This is a genomic window from Enterobacter cloacae, from assembly GCF_011078175.1.
GTDB classification, from domain to species: Bacteria; Pseudomonadota; Gammaproteobacteria; order Enterobacterales; family Enterobacteriaceae; genus Enterobacter; species Enterobacter cloacae_Q.
In genome coordinates this window covers 1-20249 of sequence record NZ_JAALCJ010000009.1, presented here as the reverse complement: position 1 = coordinate 20249, position 20249 = coordinate 1, and the positions used below count along the sequence as shown (strand labels likewise).

The following is a 20249-nucleotide window of genomic DNA, read 5'->3' as shown; positions in this document are numbered from 1 at the left end:
TGCTGAATCAGGAGGTTAATAATGTTATCTGGGCAAATACCCACCCGGCAATGGAACACCCGACGCAGTGAGAAAGCGCGTCGTCTGGCGTCTGTACCGGTGCAGGGCAAGGTCCTGCCAACCGGCGACCTTGTCGCCATGCTGGAAAAACTGATCGCACCAGGCGACAAAGTCGTTCTGGAAGGCAACAACCAGAAGCAGGCGGATTTCCTTTCCCGTTCGTTGGCCGAAGTGAACCCGCAAATCGTGCACGACCTGCATATGATCATGCCGAGCGTGGGCCGCAGCGAACATCTGGATATCTTTGAGAAAGGCATTGCCCGCAAGCTGGACTTCTCTTTCTCGGGCACGCAGAGCCTGCGTATCTCGCAGCTGCTGGAAGACGGCCAGCTCGAAATCGGGGCAATTCACACCTACATCGAACTTTACTCACGTCTCTACGTCGATCTGTCGCCAAACGTGGCGCTGATTGCCGGGTTTAAAGCGGACCGGAAAGGTAACCTCTACACTGGGGCAAGTACCGAAGATACCCCGGCGCTGGTAGAAGCCGCCGCGTTCCGCGACGGCATCGTCATCGCACAGGTGAATGAGCTGGTGGACGATGAGTGCGACCTGCCGCGTGTGGATATTCCGGGTTCCTGGATCGATTACGTGGTGGTTGCCGACAGGCCGTTCTTTATCGAACCGCTCTTCACGCGCGACCCGCGCCTGATCAAACAAGAGCATATCCTGATGGCGATGATGGCCATTAAAGGCATCTACGCTGAACACCAGGTGCAGTCCCTGAATCACGGAATTGGCTTTAACACCGCCGCAATTGAACTCCTCCTGCCAACCTACGGCGAACAGCTCGGACTCAAAGGCAAAATCTGTAAACACTGGACTTTGAACCCGCATCCAACGCTGATCCCGGCCATCGAAAGCGGCTGGGTAGAGAGCGTCCACTGCTTCGGCGGCGAGCTGGGGATGGAAGAGTACATCCGCGCCCGTCCGGACGTGTTCTTTACCGGTGCTGACGGCTCCATGCGCTCTAACCGCGCCTTCTGTCAGCTGGCTGGTCAGTACGCGGTCGATATGTTTATCGGCTCCACGCTACAGGTTGATGGTTACGCTAACTCCTCAACCGTGACCCGCGGCCGTCTTTCCGGCTTCGGCGGCGCGCCAAACATGGGCCACGATCCGCACGGTCGTCGCCACGCCACACCGGCCTGGCTGAACATGATCACCGAGCCTGACCCGATGCAGCGCGGTAAAAAGCTGGTTGTGCAGATGGTGGAAACCTTCCAGGCGGGCGTGAAGCCAACCTTCGTGGAAAAACTCGACGCCGTTGACGTCGCGAAAGCCTCCGGTATGCCGCTGGCGCCGGTCATGATTTACGGCGATGACGTCACCCACGTGCTGACGGAAGAGGGCATTGCGTACCTCTACCGGGCGAAAGATCTGGAAGAGCGTCGCGCCATGGTCGCCGCCGTGGCGGGTATCACCGATATCGGTCTGGGCGTTGACGCCAAACGCGTGGCGGAACTGCGCCAGAGCGGCAAGGTTATGTATCCGGAAGATATGGGCATTCGCCGTACCGACGCCACCCGTTCGCTGCTGGCGGCCGGTAGCGTCGCGGACCTGGTGGAATGGTCCGGCGGTCTTTACAACCCACCTGCGAAATTCCGGAGCTGGTAATGAAACGTCTGCCCCAGATTAAGGTTGAAGGCGGTGCCGAATGGCTGGCGCGAACCGCCACGCAGTGTCTGATTGACGAAGCACGTTTAAGCCCGAAGCCCGGTCTGGTGGACAGCCGGGGGAACGGCGCGCACCACGATTTATCGCTTGCGCTGATGGAGCGCTCCGCTCACAGCCTGACCCCCACGTTTCAGGCGCTGGCGCAGCAGAGCTGGCAGCGTCCGGCGGATATTGCCCTCCGGCAAACCGTTGGCCGCCTGGGTCGCGAAGGTGAACGGCAGATGATGGCCGCTACCGACGGCGTGAACACGCACCGTGGCGCGATCTGGGCGCTGGGACTGCTGGTGAGCGCGGTGGCGATGCTGGGCGGCGACGCCCGGGCGCAAACCGTCGCGAACACCGCCGCTCAGCTGGCGAAGCTGCCGGATGACGCGGCGCCGAAAGTGTTCAGTAAGGGGTTACGCGTCACGCACCGCTACCGTGTACCGGGCGCGCGTGAAGAGGCTCAGCAGGCGTTTCCGCACATCATGCAGCGCGCGTTGCCGCAGCTTCGCCTCAGCCGTCTCAACGGCAGCAGCGAAACGCACGCCAGACTCGACGCGCTGATGGCGATCATGACCTCGCTCACCGACACCTGCGTGCTGTCGCGCGCCGGCATGGAGGGACTGGACGCCATGCAGAACGGCGCCCGTGCGGTGCTGAACGCCGGAGGATGCGCAACGCTCGCGGGGCAGCAGGCGCTGGCGCGGTTAGACCGTCAGATGCTGTCGCTTAACGCCTCGCCGGGCGGAGCCGCAGACCTGCTTGCCGCCACGCTGTTTCTTGACCGCGTCGAAACGCCCTATTCAAAGCATTAAGAGGATGTTATGGAAAAAATCACATTGACCGTGCCCGCCAGCCGCGAAGTAAGCGGCAGGGCGCTGGCAGGGGTAGTCGGTTCCGGGGATATGGAGGTGCTTTTCACCGCCGAACCGGGCCAGACCTTAACCATTGATATCACCACCTCCGTCGACAACAGCCGCGGGCGCTGGGAGGCGTTATTCAACCGCCTGCAAACCGTCAGCAGCCTGCCCGCAGGTAAGTTGACCATCCACGACTTCGGCGCGACGCCGGGCGTGGCACGCATTCGTATCGAACAGGTTTTTGAAGGGGTGAACCATGCGTGATGACAGCAGCTTTATCGAACTAAAAGCGCGCCAGCGCGCGCAGGCGCTGCTCGACGACGGCAGCTACCGCGAACTGCTGGATCCGTTTGAAGGCATTATCTCTCCGTGGCTTGGGCCACAGGGGATTGTTCCTCAGGCCGATGACGGCATGGTCGTCGCGAAAGGGACCATCAACGGGCAGCCTGCGGTGGTGGTGGCGATTGAAGGCACCTTCCAGGGCGGCAGCATGGGCGAAGTGTCCGGCGCCAAAATGGCGGCGGCGCTGGAGCTGGCGGCGGAAGATAACCGCAACGGCATTCCGACACAGGCGGTACTGTGCCTCGAAACCGGTGGCGTACGTTTGCAGGAAGCCAACCTTGGCCTGGCGGCGATTGCCGATATCCACGCCGCGATCGTTGACCTGCGTCGCTATACCCCGGTCGTCGGGATTGTCGCCGGGACCGTGGGCTGCTTCGGCGGGATGTCTATCGCCGCGGCGCTGTGCAGCTACCTGATTGTGACCCGCGAAGCGCGTCTTGGCCTCAACGGCCCGCAGGTTATTGAGCAGGAAGCGGGCATTGAAGAGTATGACTCCCGCGACCGTCCGTTTATCTGGAGCATGACCGGCGGCGAAGTGCGCTATGAAAGCGGGCTGGTGGATGTGCTGGTGGGCGACGGCGTGAACGCGGTGAAAGCCGCGATGAACGAAGCCATCGCCAAAGGCGTACCGGCGAAACATCGCACCGATAATTACGACGATTACCTGAACCGTCTGACGAATTTCGACACCCGCAAACAGGCCGATGCCGAACAGATTAAAGCGCTTTTTGCCCGGGAGGTGAAATGATGACTAACTCAATTAGCCGTGGCGAACTCTGGCTGGAAACCCTCGCCCCGAACGCCAAACGTCTGGAGGGGTTATGCCCGTCCGTGCAGGCCGCAGACGGTGACCTGCACGGTGAAACGGTGCGTTTTGTCGCCGTGGTGCCGGATGCCAACAACCACTTCCCGCGCGCGGCGCAGGGTGAAGTCGGCCTGCTGGAAGGATGGACGCTGGCAAAAGTGGTCAGCGAAACCGTCGCCGCTGATGCAGATAAAGCCGTGAAGCGCCCGATTGTGGCGGTAATCGACGTCCCAAGCCAGGCCTATGGCCGTCGCGAAGAGGCGTTTGGCATCCACCAGGCGCTGGCCGGCGCCGCTGCCGCCTATGCCAGTGCGCGGCTGGCGGGTCATCCGGTGATTGGTCTTATCGTCGGTAAGGCTATGTCCGGCGCGTTTCTGGCGCATGGCTACCAGGCTAACCGTCTGATTGCCTTCAACGATAAAGGCGTGCTGATCCACGCCATGGGCAAAGAGTCTGCGGCGCGCATTACGCTGCGTACCGTTGAGGCGCTGGAAAAACTGGCGGCAACCATTCCACCAATGGCGTACGACATCAGCAACTACGCCACGCTGGGGCTGCTTTCCGACCTGCTGGATATCAGCAATCCGGATGCCCCTTCCGAAAGCGATCTGACGCGGGTGAAAAACACCCTGCAACAGGCCATCAGTGACGCTCGTCAGGACACCACGTTGAAAAACCGTCTGGGTGCTGACAACCGCCGCAGCTCGGCGCTCGTACGTGAACGCATGCGAGCCAGCTGGTAAGTAAAAAAAAGACCTGCCAGATGCATCACCCCGTGGGCGCACCCGTCGCGTCCACGCGGGGACCTGCATCCTGAAAATAATAAACATCGCGCCAGTGCTTAAACTTTTTTACTACAGGTGATTTATGACTTACGTAATTGTTCATGCTCTTGCACCGATTTTCGTCATCATGCTGCTGGGATTCTTGGCCGGTAAGGCAAAGATGGTCGATAACAAAAATGTTTCCCTGCTGAATATCTTCGTGATGGATTTTGCACTCCCGGCTGCGCTGTTCAGCGCCACCGTGCAAACCCCTTGGACCGGCATCGTGGCGCAGTCGCCGCTGATCCTGGTGCTCACCCTGGCGATGTGGATCACCTATGCGGTTATCTACTTCCTCGCGACAAAAGTGTTTAAAAAATCCCCGCAGGATGCGGCCGTGCTGACGCTTACCGTCGCCCTGCCAAACTATGCGGCGCTTGGCCTGCCGATTCTGGGCAGCGTGCTGGGCGAAGGCTCTTCAACGTCACTGTCCGTGGCGGTCTCCATCGCCTGTGGTTCAGTGCTGATGACCCCGTTCTGCCTGCTGATTCTGGAGCGTGAGAAAGCGCGCGCCGAAGGCAATAACTCGGGTTCAACGCTTTCCATGCTGCCGGTGCTGATGTGGCGCTCCATTAAAAAACCGATCGTAATGGGCCCGCTGCTGGGTGTGATCCTGTCCGCTATCGGCATCAACATGCCGGAGCTGGTGCTGGCGGCGATTAAACCGCTGGGACTGTCTGCGACCGCAGCGGCGCTGTTCCTGACCGGGGTGATCCTCTCCGCGCGTAAACTTCAGATCAACACCATGGTGATCGCTTCCACTATCGCCAAGCTGCTGATCCAGCCAGCGATCGCCTGGGGTATCGTTTTAATCTTCGGTCTGCACGGCTCCGTGGCGATCACCGCCATCCTGATGATTGCGCTGTCTGCGGGCTTCTTCGGCGTGGTGTTCGGTAACCGCTTTGGCGTGCAGTCGCCGGATGCTGAAGCCGTGCTGCTGTTAAGCTCCGTACTGTGTATCCTGTCGCTGCCGCTGTTTATCTCGCTGACTTCAGGAATGTAATCATGACCACAACATTACGCCCACACGACCTCATCTGGCTTACCGCGCGCGACGCCCTGGAAGGGATTACCGAATCCTGGGTGGACGCGGCCTGGCATACCGGGCTGCCGGTAGTGGTGCGGCGTGATGATGATAATGAAGGCCGTATTCCCGTTGGCGTGCGCGGTTTACGTCGCGACCAGCGGGCGGCCGGATGGGTGAAGCCCGAGAACGTGTTGCGCGTGGTGTCGCCCGAAGAGTTGAGCGTTGCCGCCGACCTGCTGCGTTCGCCGTTTATCACCCAGCCGCCGGTTCAGGTGGCGCTTCAGCTTGCGCAGCAGTCGTGGCCGTGGACGTGGGGAATAACCGGTAGTACGGGTTACGCGCTGGCGACCGGCATTCCGTTGATCCACGCCGACAGCGATCTCGATCTGCTCATCCGCGCCCCGCGCGCCGTTTCCCCTGAGGCGTTTACTGGCTGGCAGGCTCAGCTCAGCCGCGCGTTGTGCCGGGCGGATACGCAGGTGGATACGCCCGTGGGCGGATTCGCGCTGGCGGAATGGTTACGCGACGGCAAAACGCTGCTAAAAACGCAATGTGGACCACGTCTGGTGGCGGATCCATGGCACAGGGAGGAGTAATGAAAATACTGTTTACCTTTCCGGGGCAGGGCACACAGCATGAAGGTATGTTGCAAAACCTGCCGGGAACGGAGCTGGAGCAGGCCCGTGCTGTGCTGGGGGCGGAAGTTGAGACCTTGGACAGTGCATCCTCGTTAACCCACACCCGCGCGGTTCAGCTTTCGCTGCTGATTGCCGGCGTGGCCTGGGCGCGCGAGCTGGAACGTCGCGGCGTGTCGCCGGATATCGTCAGCGGGCTGTCCATTGGCGCTTATCCCGCGGCGGTTGTCGCCGGTGCGCTGGACTTTACGGACGCGCTGAAGCTGGTGGCGCTGCGCGGCGATCTGATGGAGCAGGCGTATCCCCATGGCTACGGCCTGACGGCGATAATGGGGTTGACTCTTGCGCAGGTGGAAAACCTTATTCAGGGGACAGGAACCTATATCGCTAACCTGAACGCCGAAACGCAGATCGTGATTGCCGGAACCGATGACGGCATGGCGCAGGTGGCGGAGCGCGCGCTGGCGAAAGGGGCGAGCAAGGCCAAACGACTGGCGGTCAGCGTACCGTCGCACTGCGCGCTGCTGGCGGAACCGGCGAAGAAGCTGGCCGCAGCGTTTGAATCGGTCACGCTTTCACGCCCACGTTGCGCGTACCTGAGCGGCAGTACCGGGCGCGTGCTCTGGCAGCCGGAAAGGATCGCTGATGATTTAGCGATGAACATGGCGCGAACCGTGCGCTGGCAGGAGGCGGTGATTTCCGCTAACGAGCGTGAAGCGCGGCTGGCGATTGAGATGCCGCCGGGAGGTATATTAACTTGCCTGACGCGCCAGGCCGCGTGGGAAGGCGAATCCATTTCGCTGGAGCGCAGCGGGGTGGACGTGGCGGTGCATCTGGCGGGGCGGCTTCAGCGGTGACTTTTTGCCCGGTGGCGGCTGCGCCTTACCGGGCAATAACCTCAGGCACTATCCTGCAAACTACGCGCATACATCCGCCCTTCCGCGGCCAAGGCCCGCAGGCTCGGATCCTGCTCGCGGTTGCGGGCAAAGACGATCGCAATCAGCTGCTGCATCTGGTACGGCTGTGCCAGCTTCAGTAGCTGCACCGAATTTTCGTACACTTTCTTCATCCTGCCCGGCATCAGCGTAAACCCGACCCCCGCCTGCACCAGACTCAGCATTGAGAAGATATCGTTCACGCGCGTCACAATCTCCGGCTCGAAACCGGCAATATGAAACGCTTCCTGAAACCCGGCGTAAGTGGCGAACCCTTCCGCGAGGGCGACAAACTTCTGATCTTTATAGTCACGCAGATCGGCGGGGGCGCGGGTATTCAGCGTGGCAGAGGCCGGTGCGGCAAGGAAAATATCGTCATGGAACAGGGGCAGCACTTCGAGGCTGTTACGGTCAATGTCGCTTTCGGAGATAGAGATTAAAATCGCATCCAGCGATCCCTCATCCAGCATATGGAGCAGGGTTTCGTTCGAGCCCATCGTCAGATCCATCTCCAGATCCGGACGGCGCAGCTTCATGCCCATAATCAGGCGCGGCACGGTTTCCAGCGTCAGAGAGTAGAGCGTGCCGACGCGCAACCGTCCCTGGCCGATACCGGCAATCTTGCGCGACTCTTCCAGCCCGCGCTCCATCACCTGCATCACCTCCTGACAATACTCCAGCAGCGTCCACGCGGAGGGGAGGGCAATCAGGTTACGCCCTTTGTGAGCAAAGAGCGGGCAGCGGACGTTCTCTTCGAGGGTATGCAGCGCGCGGTGCACGCTGACACCGCTCAGGCCGAGCGTTTCGGCGGTACGTGCGATATTGCCCTTCTCCATGAACGTCATGAAGATGCTGAGCTTACGGAATGTAATCTCGCTCGTGGTATCGAAACCCATAACCCTCCCGGCGTGTTAGTCGGCTTGCAGCATCGCTTCCAGCTGTTCCTGCGCGTCCAGCCATGCCATTTCGCACTCTTCGAGGCTGGATTTGGTTTTCGCCTGAGTTTGCAGGCAGTCCGTCAGCTCCGCTTTGCGGCTCTGATCGTACAGTTCGCTGTCGCCCAGCTTCTCTTCGACGGCCGCAAGCGTGGCGTTGAGCTTTTCCATCTCTTTTTCGAGACGGGCAATCTCTTTACGCAGCGGCTGCGTCTGGGTGCGCAGTTCCGCTTCACGGCGCTTCTGGTCTTTACGCGCCTGGGCGCTGTTGGCGTTGTCTTTCGCCGACTCGTCCGGCTGGTTTTCCTGCTTCTGCACGTCCGTCAGCCACTGCTGGTAGTCCTCCAGATCGCCGTCGAACGGTTCAACCTTGCCGTCGTGCACCAGGTAGAGATCGTCGGTGGTGGAGCGGATCAGGTGGCGGTCGTGCGAAACGACAACCAGCGCCCCTTCGAACGCAATCAGCGCTTCGGTTAGTGCCTGACGCATGTCGAGATCGAGGTGGTTGGTTGGTTCATCAAGCAGCAGCAGGTTTGGACGCTGCCAGACGATCAGCGCCAGCACGAGTCGGGCTTTTTCACCGCCTGAGAAACGCTCGGTGTTTTCGGTGACTTTATCACCCTGGAAGCCGAAGCCGCCGAGGTAGTCGCGCAGTTTCTGCTCCATCTCCTGCGGCGCCAGGCGCGCAAGGTGTTGAATAGGGGATTCATCCGCACGTAAAAATTCCAGCTGATGCTGGGCGAAGTAGCCAAGCTTAATGCCTTTCGCCAGGCCGATTTCGCCGCTGACCGGGTTAAGTTCACCCGCCAGAAGCTTGATCAGCGTCGATTTACCGGCACCGTTACGCCCCAGCAAACCAATGCGTGAACCTGGTACCAGGTTGAGCTTGATAGAGTCGAGAATAATGCGATCGCCATATCCCGCGCTCACTTTTTCCATTTTCAGCAGCGGGTTCGGCAGGCTCTCCGGCTCGCGGAAGCTGAAGTGGAACGGGTTATCCACGTGCGCGGGAGCGATCATCTCCATGCGTTCCAGCATCTTGATGCGGCTCTGGGCCTGCTTGGCTTTTGAGGCCTTGGCCTTGAAGCGATCCACAAAGCTTTGCAGGTGCGCCACGCGCTGCTGCTGGCTTTCATACATCGCCTGCTGCTGGGCAAGGCGCGTCGCGCGCTGGCGCTCGAAAGAGCTGTAGTTGCCGGTGTACTCGAACAGGCTTTGCTGTTCGATATGAATGATTTTATCCACCACCGGATCGAGGAAGTCGCGGTCGTGGGAGATGAGAATCAGAGTGCCCTGATAGCTCTTAAGCCACTTCTCCAGCCAAATAACCGCATCAAGATCGAGGTGGTTGGTCGGTTCATCGAGCAGCAGGAGGTCGGAGCGGCAGATTAGCGCCTGCGCCAGGTTGAGGCGCATACGCCAGCCGCCGGAGAAGTCGCTGACCGGGCGTTCAAGCTGTTCGTTGCTGAAGCCCAGACCGTGCAGCAGGCTGGAGGCGCGGGAGCGGATGGTCCAGGCGTCGATGGCGTCCAGCTTGCCGTGAACGGTGGCGATGGCGTGACCGTCGTTGCGCTCGTTAGCGGCGTTGAGTTCAGCCTCGAGCTTACGGTACTCACGGTCGCCGTCGATAACATAGTCGAGGGCCGGTTCGCTTAGGGCGGGCGTCTCCTGGTTCACCCAGGCGAGCTGCCAGTTTCCCGGGAAGGTGAAGTTACCGCCATCCGCGCTAATCTCGTTTTTCAGCAACGCCAGCAGCGTGGATTTACCACAGCCGTTTTTGCCGACCAGGCCCACTTTTTGGCCCGGGTTGATGGTAGCAGTGGCGTTATCGAGCAGGACGCGCACGCCGCGACGAATTTGTAACGAGGAGAAAACAATCATAGAAGCGCCGTATGTTCCGACTATGTTAATTTGTCATTATGATAATGTAAGGTGTGGGCCATTTTTCCCACCGGGCCGCCATGGTAGCCCAAAACGACAACAATACACAAAAACAGAACCGGGAGGGGGGTGATGTCTCAGACAGCGAAAGTGCTGCTGCTGTATGCCCATCCGGAATCACAGGACTCGGTGGCAAACCGGGTGCTGCTTAAGCCGGCCACACAGCTCAGTAACGTCACGGTGCACGATCTCTACGCGCACTATCCCGATTTCTTTATCGATATTCCTTACGAGCAGGAGCTGCTGCGTCAGCACGACGTGATCGTGTTCCAGCATCCGCTTTATACCTACAGCTGTCCGGCGCTGCTGAAAGAGTGGCTGGATCGCGTGCTGAGCCGGGGCTTCTCCAGCGGGGTGGGGGGCAACCAGCTGGCGGGAAAGTACTGGCGGAGTGTCATTACTACCGGTGAGCCGGAAAGCGCTTACCGTCACGACGGGCTGAACCGTTACCCCATGAGCGATATCCTGCGACCGTTTGAGCTGACGGCGGCGATGTGCCGTATGCACTGGATGAGCCCGATAATTGTCTACTGGGCGCGGCGGCAGGATCCGAAAGCGCTGGCGAGCCATGCCAGGGCCTATGGAGAATGGCTGGCGTCACCGATTCCGGCGGGAGGACGCTAATGGACGGTTCGAATTTACTCCTTGCCGGGGTGCTGTTTTTGTTTGCCGCCGTCGTCGCGGTCCCGCTTGCCGCACGTCTCGGCATTGGCGCGGTGCTGGGTTATTTGCTGGCGGGGATAGCCATTGGCCCCTGGGGGCTTGGGTTTATCAGCGATGTGGATGAAATTCTCCACTTCTCCGAACTGGGCGTGGTCTTCCTGATGTTTATCATCGGGCTTGAGCTGAACCCCGCCAAGCTGTGGCAGCTGCGTCAATCTATTTTTGGCGTCGGGGCGGCGCAGGTGTTACTCAGCGCGGCCATTCTCGCGGGACTGCTGATGTTGACGCAGTTTTCCTGGCAGGCCGCGGTGATTGGCGGGATCGGTCTAGCGATGTCGTCGACGGCGATGGCGCTACAGCTGATGCGCGACAAAGGGATGAACCGCAACGAGGCAGGGCAACTGGGTTTTTCGGTGCTGCTGTTCCAGGATTTAGCGGTGATCCCGGCGCTGGCGCTGGTGCCGCTGCTGGCAGGATCCGGAGACGATCATTTCGACTGGATGAAGATCTCCATGAAGGTGCTGGCCTTCGCCGGGATGCTGATCGGCGGACGGTTTTTACTGCGTCCGGTGTTCCGCTTTATTGCGGCATCCGGCGTGCGTGAGGTATTCACCGCCGCAACGTTACTATTGGTGCTTGGCTCAGCGCTGTTTATGGATGCGCTGGGGCTGTCGATGGCGCTCGGGACATTTATCGCCGGGGTGCTGCTTGCAGAAAGTGAGTATCGCCACGAGCTGGAGACCGCTATCGATCCGTTTAAGGGGCTGCTGTTAGGGCTGTTCTTTATCTCAGTGGGCATGGCGCTTAATCTTGGCGTGCTCTATACCCATCTGCTGTGGGTTATTACGAGTGTCGCCGTGCTGGTGGCGGTGAAAACGCTGGTGCTGTATGTCCTCGCGAGGATTTACGGGCTACGCAGCTCGGAACGAATGCAGTTTTCCAGCGTGTTGAGCCAGGGCGGAGAGTTTGCGTTCGTGCTGTTTTCCACGGCGTCGTCTCAGAAGCTGTTCAAAGATGACCAGATGGCGCTGCTGCTGGTGACGGTCACGCTGTCGATGATGACCACGCCGCTGCTGATGAAGCTGGTGGACAAACTGCTGTCGCGCCGCCTGAATCCCGCTGACGATCAAGACGAAGCGCCGTGGGTGGAAGACGATAAGCCGCAGGTGATCGTCGTCGGTTTCGGCCGCTTCGGACAGGTGATTGGTCGCCTGTTGATGGCGAACAAAATGCGCATCACGGTGCTGGAGCGCGATATCAGCGCCGTCAACCTGATGCGCAAATATGGTTATAAAGTGTACTACGGCGATGCGACGCAGCTTGAGCTGTTGCGCTCGGCGGGCGCAGAGGCTGCGGAGTCCATCGTCATCACCTGCAACGATCCGGAAGATACAATGAAGCTGGTGGAGCTGTGCCAGCAGCATTTCCCGCATCTGCATATTCTGGCGCGTGCGCGTGGACGTGTTGAAGCTCACGAACTTTTGCAGGCGGGTGTGAAACACTTCTCCCGAGAAACCTTCTCCAGCGCGCTGGAGCTGGGACGCAAAGCGCTGGTTTCGCTGGGCATGCATCCCCACCAGGCGCAACGCGCTCAGATGCATTTCCGCCGGCTGGATATGCGCATGCTGCGTGAACTGATGCCCGTGCACAGCGACACGGCGCAGATCTCCCGCGTGCGGGAAGCGCGTCGCGAACTGGAGGAGATCTTCCAGCGTGAGATGCAACAGGAACGACGCCAGCTCGACGGCTGGGATGAATTTGAATAAAGGGTAACGAAAGATGGCTGTACGTAAACGCTTTATCGCGGGCGCAAAATGCCCTTCCTGCCAGGCGCAAGATACGCTGGCCATGTGGCGTGAAAATAATATCGATATCGTTGAATGTGTTAAGTGCGGTCACCAGATGCGTGAGGCCGACAAAGAAGCCCGCGATCACGTTCGCAAAGAAGAGCAAGTGATCGGCATTTTTCATCCAGACTAGCGATATGCTCTGAGTTTTTTTAAGCTTAAGGGTACACGGGTGCAGATTTCCGCTACAATCTGCGCCAGCAATTTTCCCACGCTCAGGAGATATCATGAAAGTAGCAAAAGACCTGGTGGTCAGCCTGGCCTATCAGGTACGTACAGAAGACGGTGTGTTGGTTGATGAGTCTCCGGTGAGTGCGCCGCTGGACTACCTGCATGGTCACGGTTCCCTGATTTCCGGCCTGGAAACGGCGCTGGAAGGCCATGAAGTTGGCGACAAATTCGACGTTGCTGTCGGCGCGAACGACGCTTACGGTCAGTATGACGACAACCTGGTTCAGCGCGTTCCTAAAGACGTATTCATGGGCGTTGACGAGTTGCAGGTTGGCATGCGCTTCCTGGCGGAAACTGACCAGGGTCCGGTTCCGGTTGAAATCACAGAAGTTGAAGACGACCACGTTGTGGTTGACGGCAACCACATGCTGGCGGGTCAGAACCTGAAGTTCAACGTAGAAGTTGTTGCGATCCGTGAAGCGACCGAAGAAGAGCTGGCTCATGGCCACGTTCACGGTGCGCACGGTCACGACCATGATCACGATCACGGCCACGACGGCTGCTGCGGTGGTCACGGCCATGACCATGGTCATGATCACGGCCACGGTAAAGGTGGTTGCGGTAACGGCGGCTGCGGTTGCCACTGATTCCGTACTCCGGAAAATAAAAAAGCGGGATAATCCCGCTTTTTTTACGCCTCAATAATGAGGTGGTGGCGTCTCTTCTGACTGAGAGGCAATGTTTGACGACTGCGTGGCCTTCAGCTTTTCCGTCAGCAGGCGCATGTGATCGCGCAGTTTTGCCATTTCAAGCTCATGGGCCGTCACGGTCTGGTTCAGTTCTTCGATGGTGATGTCCTGAAAAGCCAGGCGGCTTTCCAGCTCAGCCAGTCTCGCTTCGATCGTTGTATCCTTCATCATTCACCTCGTTAATCTCTCATTCGCCATAATGGACCAGCGGCGGCGAAGTTTAGCTGACTTTTTCCTTAAGTACAGTATCCATCTCCCTGACAAGAAACTTATTTAAACAAAAATAGTCTGAAAAGAAGCGACATTCGGGGGAGTCTGTCTGTAGATTTCTTCCACAACGTTTTATAGTACGTCACTCATTTACGTTTAACACTGGGGTGAGAGACCTCAGGTCCTGGAGATATGGATGAAATCACTGTTTAAAGTTACGCTGCTGGCGACCACCATGGCTGTAGCGCTCAATGCGCCGCTGTCTTTCGCTGCTGATACTGCTGCGAAGCCTGCTGCGACTACAGACAGCAAAGCGGCATTCAAAAATGACGACCAGAAATCCGCCTACGCACTTGGCGCGTCTCTGGGTCGTTACATGGAAAACTCTCTGAAAGAACAAGAGAAACTGGGCATCAAACTGGACAAAAACCAGCTGATCGCAGGGGTTCAGGATGCGTTCGCAGACAAGAGCAAACTGTCTGACCAGGAAATCGAGCAGACTCTGCAAGCGTTTGAAGCGCGCGTGAAAGGCGCCGCTCAGACCAAAATGGAAGCAGACGCTAAAGACAACGAAGCGAAAGGCAAAGCCTACCGCGACAAGTTTGCGAAAGAGAAAGGCGTTAAAACGTCTTCTACTGGCCTGATCTATAAAGTTGAGAAAGAAGGTACCGGCGACGCGCCTAAAGACAGCGACACCGTTGTGGTGAACTACAAAGGTACGCTGATCGACGGTAAAGAGTTTGATAACTCTTATACTCGTGGTGAGCCTCTCTCCTTCCGTCTGGACGGTGTGATCCCGGGCTGGACCGAAGGCCTGAAGAACATTAAGAAAGGCGGTAAAATCAAGCTGGTCATCCCACCGGATCTGGCTTACGGCAAAACCGGCGTTCCGGGTATCCCGGCTAACTCCACGCTGGTATTTGATGTAGAACTGCTGGACATCAAACCGGCACCAAAAGCGGATGCAAAAACAGACGCACCGGCTGACGACAAAGCCGCAGCTGCTAAGAAGTAATTCTGAAAAAAACCGCCGCCTTTACAGGCGGCGGTTTTTTTTATTGCAGGGCAGATATAATTAACACTGGAAAGCGTTATACACGCTGTATTAATTTAGTTGTCCGTGTAGATAATGAGCCTGCCCTGAAAACCTAACGACAGGCTCCTGAAAAGGAGTGTTTTTTTCATGTCCAGGTCGCTTTTAACCAACGAAACCAGTGAACTTGATTTGCTGGATCAACGTCCATTTGACCAGACCGACTTCGATATTCTGAAATCCTACGAAGCGGTAGTGGACGGGTTAGCGATGCTCATTGGTTCCCACTGCGAAATCGTATTGCATTCCCTGCAAGATCTTAAGTGTTCCGCTATCCGCATTGCGAATGGTGAGCACACTGGCCGTAAAATTGGTTCGCCAATCACCGACCTTGCATTGCGTATGTTGCATGACATGACCGGCGCGGACAGCAGCGTCTCAAAATGCTATTTCACCCGCGCCAAAAGCGGCGTGCTAATGAAATCAGAAACTATTGCGATACGAAACCGTGAACACCGGGTGATCGGTTTGCTGTGCATCAATATGAACCTTGATGTGCCATTTTCGCAAATCATGAGCACCTTCATTCCGCCAGAAACACCGGACGTGGGCTCATCGGTGAACTTTGCTTCTTCGGTTGAAGATCTCGTGACGCAGACGCTGGAGTTCACCATTGAAGAGGTGAATGCCGATCGCAACGTATCCAACAACGCCAAGAATCGTCAGATCGTCCTTAACCTCTATGAGAAAGGGATTTTTGATATCAAAGATGCCATCAACCAGGTGGCCGATCGCCTGAATATCTCCAAACACACGGTTTACCTTTATATTCGCCAGTTCAAAAGCGGCGACTTCCTGGGACAAGATAAGTAATGCGTTATGCATTAATGGTGACGGGCCCGGCGTACGGTACTCAGCAGGCCAGCAGCGCGCTACAGTTTGCCCATGCGCTGCTTGATGCCGGTCATGAACTGGCAAGCGTCTTCTTCTATCGCGAAGGCGTATATAACGCGAACCAGTTTACGTCTCCGGCGAGCGATGAGTTTGACCTTGTGCGCGCCTGGCAAAAATTAAATGAAACCCAGGGCGTCGACCTGCATATCTGCGTCGCGGCGGCACTGCGTCGCGGCGTGACGGATGCGTCCGAAGCTGAACGCCTTGGTCTGGCGGGGGCTAACCTGCAACCGGGCTTTTCGCTCAGCGGGCTAGGTGCCCTGGCACAGGCGGCATTGACCTGCGACAGAGTGGTACAATTTTGATGAAGCGCGTAGCGTTTGTTTTTACTTCTGCGCCGCATGGCAGCGCTTCAGGTCGGGAAGGGCTGGATGCATTGCTCGCGACATCGGCTTTAACCGAAGACATCGGCGTGTTCTTTTTAGGCGATGGCGTATTCCAACTTCTGGCAGGCCAACAACCGCAGGCCATTCTTGCGCGCGATTACATTGCGACCTTTAAAGTTCTGCCGCTCTATGACATTGAAACCTTCTATGTGTGTGCCGACTCGCTGACCGCTCGTGGGTTAAACGAGAAAACACCGTTCGTGCTGGACGTGACGATCCTGACATCTGCTGCGCTGCGCGAACAACTCTCTCACTACGATACCGTTCTGACTTTCTGAGGCTGTTATGCTCCACACCCTGAGCCGTTCACCGTGGCAATGCGATATCGACACGTTACTGAGCATGCTGCGCGAAGGTGATGATCTGCTGCTGATCCAGGATGGCGTGCTTGCGGCGATTGAAGGCAGCCGTTTTGTTGAAATCCTCGGTAATGCCCCCATAACAGTCTCTGCGCTGAAAGAGGATCTGGATGCGCGGGGTCTTTCTGGTCAAATTTCAGCCAAAATTGACGTGGTTGGCTATACTGATTTCGTCAATCTTACTGTGACGCACGCCAGTCAAATGAACTGGTGATTTGAGATCGCTGTATATTTCTTGACACCTTTTCGACGTAGCCCTAAAATTTCGCGTCCTCATATTGTATGAGGGCGTTTTATTACGTGTTTACGAAGCAAAAGCTAAAACCAGGAGCTATTTAATGGCAACAGTTAACCAGCTGGTACGCAAACCACGTGCACGCAAAGTTGCAAAAAGCAACGTGCCTGCGCTGGAAGCCTGCCCGCAGAAACGTGGCGTATGTACTCGTGTATATACCACCACTCCTAAAAAACCAAACTCCGCACTGCGTAAAGTATGCCGTGTGCGTTTGACTAACGGTTTCGAAGTGACTTCCTACATCGGTGGTGAAGGTCACAACCTTCAGGAGCACTCCGTGATCCTGATCCGTGGCGGTCGTGTTAAAGACCTTCCGGGTGTTCGTTACCACACCGTTCGTGGTGCGCTGGACTGCTCAGGTGTTAAAGACCGTAAGCAGGCTCGCTCCAAGTACGGCGTGAAGCGTCCTAAGGCTTAATGGTTCTCCGTTAAGTAAGGCCAAACTGATTTATCTTAATGTCAAACTAAACTCGTAGAGTTTTGGACAATCCTGAATTAACAACGGAGTAATCCCATGCCACGTCGTCGCGTCATTGGTCAGCGTAAAATTCTTCCAGATCCGAAATTCGGATCAGAACTGCTGGCAAAATTTGTAAATATCCTGATGGTAGATGGTAAAAAATCTACCGCAGAAGCAATCGTATACAGCGCGCTGGAGACCCTGGCTCAGCGTTCTGGTAAAAATGAACTGGAAGCCTTCGAAGTCGCTCTCGACAACGTGCGCCCGACTGTAGAAGTTAAGTCTCGCCGCGTTGGTGGTTCTACTTATCAGGTTCCAGTTGAAGTTCGTCCGGTTCGTCGTAATGCTCTGGCAATGCGTTGGATCGTTGAAGCTGCTCGTAAACGCGGTGATAAATCCATGGCTCTGCGTCTGGCGAACGAACTTTCTGACGCTGCGGAAAACAAAGGTACCGCAGTTAAGAAACGTGAAGACGTTCACCGTATGGCAGAAGCCAACAAGGCGTTCGCACACTACCGTTGGTAATCCCTTCGGAGTCGTAGTCACCAGGCGGGCGCTTCAGAGAAGCCGCCCGCTCTGGGTAACTTAACTGAACGCCTAAAGATATAAACGAGGAATCAAATGGCTCGTACAACACCCATCGCACGCTACCGTAACATCGGTATCAGTGCGCACATCGACGCCGGTAAAACCACTACTACCGAACGTATTCTGTTCTACACCGGTGTAAACCATAAAATCGGTGAAGTTCATGACGGCGCAGCCACCATGGACTGGATGGAACAGGAGCAGGAGCGTGGTATTACTATCACCTCCGCAGCGACTACTGCATTCTGGTCAGGTATGGCTAAGCAGTACGAACCGCATCGCGTAAACATCATCGACACCCCAGGGCACGTTGACTTCACCATCGAAGTAGAACGTTCCATGCGTGTTCTTGACGGCGCGGTAATGGTTTATTGCGCAGTTGGTGGTGTTCAGCCACAGTCTGAAACCGTATGGCGTCAGGCAAACAAATATAAAGTTCCACGCATCGCGTTCGTTAACAAAATGGACCGTATGGGTGCTAACTTCCTGAAAGTTGTTGGCCAGATCAAAACCCGTCTGGGCGCGAACCCTGTTCCGCTTCAGCTGGCAATTGGTGCTGAAGAAGGTTTCACCGGCGTTATCGACCTGGTGAAAATGAAAGCCATCAACTGGAACGAAGCAGATGCGGGCGTTACCTTCGAATACGAAGATATCCCGGCAGAGATGCAGGATCTGGCTGACGAATGGCACCAGAACCTGATCGAATCCGCAGCAGAAGCTTCTGAAGAGCTGATGGAGAAATACCTGGGTGGTGAAGAACTGTCTGAACAAGAGATTAAATCTGCTCTGCGTCAGCGCGTTCTGAACAACGAAATCATCCTGGTAACCTGTGGTTCTGCGTTCAAGAACAAAGGTGTTCAGGCGATGCTGGATGCGGTAGTTGACTACCTGCCATCCCCGGTTGACGTTCCTGCGATCAACGGCATCCTGGACGACGGTAAAGATACTCCGGCTGAGCGTCACGCAAGTGATGACGAGCCGTTCTCTGCGCTGGCGTTCAAAATTGCTACCGACCCATTCGTGGGTAACCTGACCTTCTTCCGCGTTTACTCTGGTGTGGTTAACTCCGGTGACACCATCCTGAACTCCGTGAAAGCGGCGCGTGAACGTTTTGGCCGTATCGTACAGATGCACGCTAACAAACGTGAAGAGATCAAAGAAGTTCGTGCGGGCGACATCGCTGCTGCTATCGGTCTGAAAGACGTGACCACTGGTGACACCCTGTGTGACCCGGATCACCCGATCATTCTGGAGCGTATGGAATTCCCTGAGCCGGTAATCTCCATCGCAGTAGAACCAAAAACCAAAGCTGACCAGGAAAAAATGGGTCTGGCTCTGGGCCGTCTGGCGAAAGAAGACCCATCATTCCGCGTATGGACTGATGAAGAATCTAACCAGACCATCATCGCTGGTATGGGTGAACTGCACCTGGACATCATCGTTGACCGTATGAAGCGTGAATTCAACGTTGAAGCGAACGTAGGTAAACCTCAGGTTGCTTACCGCGAAGCGATTCGCGCGAAAGTTACCGATGTTGAAGGTAAACACGCTAAGCAGTCTGGTGGTCGCGGTCAGTACGGTCACGTTGTGATCGACATGTACCCACTGGAGCCGGGCTCTAACCCTAAAGGTTACGAGTTCATCAACGACATCAAAGGTGGTGTAATTCCTGGTGAATACATCCCTGCCGTTGATAAAGGCATCCAGGAGCAGCTGAAAGCTGGTCCTCTGGCTGGTTACCCGGTTGTAGACATGGGTGTTCGTCTGCACTTCGGTTCTTACCACGACGTTGACTCCTCTGAACTGGCGTTTAAACTGGCTGCGTCTATTGCCTTTAAAGAAGGCTTTAAGAAAGCAAAACCAGTTCTGCTTGAGCCGATCATGAAGGTTGAAGTAGAAACTCCTGAAGAGAACACCGGTGACGTTATTGGTGACTTGAGCCGTCGTCGCGGTATGCTGCGTGGTCAGGAATCCGAAGTAACTGGCGTTAAGATCCACGCTGAAGTTCCGCTGTCTGAAATGTTCGGATATGCAACTCAGCTGCGTTCTCTGACCAAAGGTCGTGCATCATACACTATGGAATTCCTGAAGTATGATGATGCGCCGAACAACGTTGCTCAGGCCGTTATCGAAGCCCGTGGTAAGTAATCCACAGGATTAAAACCTAAGTCCCGTGCTCTCTCCGAAGGGGAGAGCACTATAGTAAGGAATATAGCCGTGTCTAAAGAAAAATTTGAACGTACAAAACCGCACGTCAACGTTGGTACTATCGGCCACGTTGACCATGGTAAAACTACCCTGACTGCTGCAATCACTACCGTACTGGCTAAAACCTACGGCGGTGCTGCTCGTGCTTTCGACCAGATCGATAACGCACCAGAAGAAAAAGCTCGTGGTATCACCATCAACACTTCTCACGTTGAGTATGACACCCCGACTCGCCACTACGCACACGTAGACTGCCCGGGCCACGCCGACTATGTTAAAAACATGATCACCGGTGCTGCGCAG

24 protein-coding genes are annotated in these 20249 nt (G+C 56.6%); 21 read left to right on the top strand and 3 right to left on the bottom strand.

Annotated features, from left to right (window positions below):
* Positions 1-21 precede the first annotated feature (21 nt).
* The 8 genes from mdcA to mdcH all read left to right on the top strand — a co-directional run bounded on the left by mdcA (position 22) and on the right by mdcH (position 7069).
* The gene (gene mdcA / locus G6Q29_RS18120; protein ID WP_165466517.1) at positions 22-1677 is read left to right on the top strand and encodes a malonate decarboxylase subunit alpha; all 1656 of its coding nucleotides are present in this window, start codon (positions 22-24) and stop codon (positions 1675-1677) included.
* On the top strand, positions 1677-2534 hold the full coding sequence (locus tag G6Q29_RS18115) for a triphosphoribosyl-dephospho-CoA synthase (protein ID WP_165466516.1): 858 nt from the start codon (positions 1677-1679) through the stop codon (positions 2532-2534). Before mdcA ends, G6Q29_RS18115 begins: the two co-directional genes overlap by 1 nt.
* Positions 2535-2543: 9 nt before the next feature.
* On the top strand, positions 2544-2843 hold the full coding sequence (gene mdcC / locus G6Q29_RS18110) for a malonate decarboxylase acyl carrier protein (protein ID WP_000411786.1): 300 nt from the start codon (positions 2544-2546) through the stop codon (positions 2841-2843).
* The gene (locus tag G6Q29_RS18105; RefSeq protein WP_165466515.1) at positions 2836-3669 is read left to right on the top strand and encodes a biotin-independent malonate decarboxylase subunit beta; all 834 of its coding nucleotides are present in this window, start codon (positions 2836-2838) and stop codon (positions 3667-3669) included. The genes mdcC and G6Q29_RS18105 overlap by 8 nt, the downstream gene beginning before the upstream one ends.
* Positions 3669-4469, top strand: a complete 801-nt coding sequence (gene mdcE, locus G6Q29_RS18100; protein ID WP_165466619.1) for a biotin-independent malonate decarboxylase subunit gamma — start codon at positions 3669-3671, stop codon at positions 4467-4469. Before G6Q29_RS18105 ends, mdcE begins: the two co-directional genes overlap by 1 nt.
* Positions 4470-4593: 124 nt before the next feature.
* Complete coding sequence (locus G6Q29_RS18095) at positions 4594-5553, top strand: AEC family transporter (protein ID WP_165466514.1); 960 nt, start codon at positions 4594-4596, stop codon at positions 5551-5553.
* A 2-nt stretch (positions 5554-5555) separates the two neighbouring features.
* Entirely contained in the window at positions 5556-6173 is a 618-nt protein-coding gene (locus tag G6Q29_RS18090) for a malonate decarboxylase holo-ACP synthase (RefSeq protein ID WP_165466513.1), read from the top strand.
* Complete coding sequence (gene mdcH, locus G6Q29_RS18085; protein WP_165466512.1) at positions 6173-7069, top strand: malonate decarboxylase subunit epsilon; 897 nt, start codon at positions 6173-6175, stop codon at positions 7067-7069. The genes G6Q29_RS18090 and mdcH overlap by 1 nt, the downstream gene beginning before the upstream one ends.
* A gap of 41 nt (positions 7070-7110) precedes the next feature.
* Here the strand turns inward: mdcH and G6Q29_RS18080 are convergent, their stop codons facing one another.
* Positions 7111-8043 (bottom strand): LysR substrate-binding domain-containing protein, encoded by a 933-nt coding sequence (locus G6Q29_RS18080; protein WP_165466511.1) that lies wholly within the window; start codon positions 8041-8043, stop codon positions 7111-7113.
* Between the two features lie 15 nt (positions 8044-8058).
* Positions 8059-9963: an ABC transporter ATP-binding protein gene (locus G6Q29_RS18075; RefSeq protein ID WP_165466510.1), complete on the bottom strand. Its 1905-nt coding sequence runs from the start codon at positions 9961-9963 to the stop codon at positions 8059-8061.
* A gap of 132 nt (positions 9964-10095) precedes the next feature.
* On the opposite strand from G6Q29_RS18075, the gene kefG reads away from it, so the two are divergent.
* From kefG to slyD, 4 genes are all read left to right on the top strand, one after another.
* Entirely contained in the window at positions 10096-10647 is a 552-nt protein-coding gene (gene kefG / locus G6Q29_RS18070) for a glutathione-regulated potassium-efflux system ancillary protein KefG (protein ID WP_006812200.1), read from the top strand.
* The gene (gene kefB / locus G6Q29_RS18065) at positions 10647-12452 is read left to right on the top strand and encodes a glutathione-regulated potassium-efflux system protein KefB (RefSeq protein WP_165466509.1); all 1806 of its coding nucleotides are present in this window, start codon (positions 10647-10649) and stop codon (positions 12450-12452) included. The genes kefG and kefB overlap by 1 nt, the downstream gene beginning before the upstream one ends.
* Before the next feature lie 13 nt (positions 12453-12465).
* Positions 12466-12666, top strand: a complete 201-nt coding sequence (locus G6Q29_RS18060) for a YheV family putative zinc ribbon protein (protein WP_003861689.1) — start codon at positions 12466-12468, stop codon at positions 12664-12666.
* 94 nt (positions 12667-12760) lie between these two features.
* Positions 12761-13351, top strand: coding sequence for a peptidylprolyl isomerase (slyD, locus tag G6Q29_RS18055; RefSeq protein WP_003861691.1), 591 nt, complete (start codon positions 12761-12763; stop codon positions 13349-13351).
* 51 nt (positions 13352-13402) lie between these two features.
* Here the strand turns inward: slyD and G6Q29_RS18050 are convergent, their stop codons facing one another.
* Entirely contained in the window at positions 13403-13621 is a 219-nt protein-coding gene (locus tag G6Q29_RS18050) for a protein SlyX (RefSeq protein ID WP_153908164.1), read from the bottom strand.
* 238 nt (positions 13622-13859) lie between these two features.
* Between G6Q29_RS18050 and fkpA the strand changes: the two genes are divergently transcribed.
* The 9 genes from fkpA to G6Q29_RS18005 form a co-directional block, all read left to right on the top strand.
* Entirely contained in the window at positions 13860-14678 is an 819-nt protein-coding gene (gene fkpA / locus G6Q29_RS18045; RefSeq protein WP_003861695.1) for an FKBP-type peptidyl-prolyl cis-trans isomerase, read from the top strand.
* Positions 14679-14846: 168 nt separating this feature from the next.
* On the top strand, positions 14847-15569 hold the full coding sequence (locus G6Q29_RS18040) for a helix-turn-helix transcriptional regulator (protein ID WP_003861697.1): 723 nt from the start codon (positions 14847-14849) through the stop codon (positions 15567-15569).
* Positions 15569-15955 (top strand): sulfurtransferase complex subunit TusD, encoded by a 387-nt coding sequence (gene tusD, locus G6Q29_RS18035; RefSeq protein ID WP_165466508.1) that lies wholly within the window; start codon positions 15569-15571, stop codon positions 15953-15955. The genes G6Q29_RS18040 and tusD overlap by 1 nt, the downstream gene beginning before the upstream one ends.
* A complete protein-coding gene (gene tusC, locus G6Q29_RS18030) occupies positions 15955-16314 on the top strand; it encodes a sulfurtransferase complex subunit TusC (protein WP_165466507.1) in 360 nt (119 codons plus the stop codon). The genes tusD and tusC overlap by 1 nt, the downstream gene beginning before the upstream one ends.
* Before the next feature lie 7 nt (positions 16315-16321).
* Positions 16322-16609 carry a sulfurtransferase complex subunit TusB gene (tusB, locus tag G6Q29_RS18025; protein WP_165466506.1) on the top strand — a complete coding sequence of 96 codons (288 nt, stop codon included), beginning with the start codon at positions 16322-16324 and terminating at the stop codon, positions 16607-16609.
* A 124-nt stretch (positions 16610-16733) separates the two neighbouring features.
* A complete protein-coding gene (rpsL, locus tag G6Q29_RS18020) occupies positions 16734-17108 on the top strand; it encodes a 30S ribosomal protein S12 (protein WP_000246815.1) in 375 nt (124 codons plus the stop codon).
* A 96-nt stretch (positions 17109-17204) separates the two neighbouring features.
* A complete protein-coding gene (gene rpsG / locus G6Q29_RS18015; protein ID WP_003861706.1) occupies positions 17205-17675 on the top strand; it encodes a 30S ribosomal protein S7 in 471 nt (156 codons plus the stop codon).
* A gap of 96 nt (positions 17676-17771) precedes the next feature.
* Entirely contained in the window at positions 17772-19886 is a 2115-nt protein-coding gene (fusA, locus tag G6Q29_RS18010) for an elongation factor G (protein WP_006812195.1), read from the top strand.
* A 69-nt stretch (positions 19887-19955) separates the two neighbouring features.
* The coding region (locus tag G6Q29_RS18005) for a GTP-binding protein (protein WP_000031685.1) at positions 19956-20249 on the top strand (294 nt) is incomplete at its 3' end.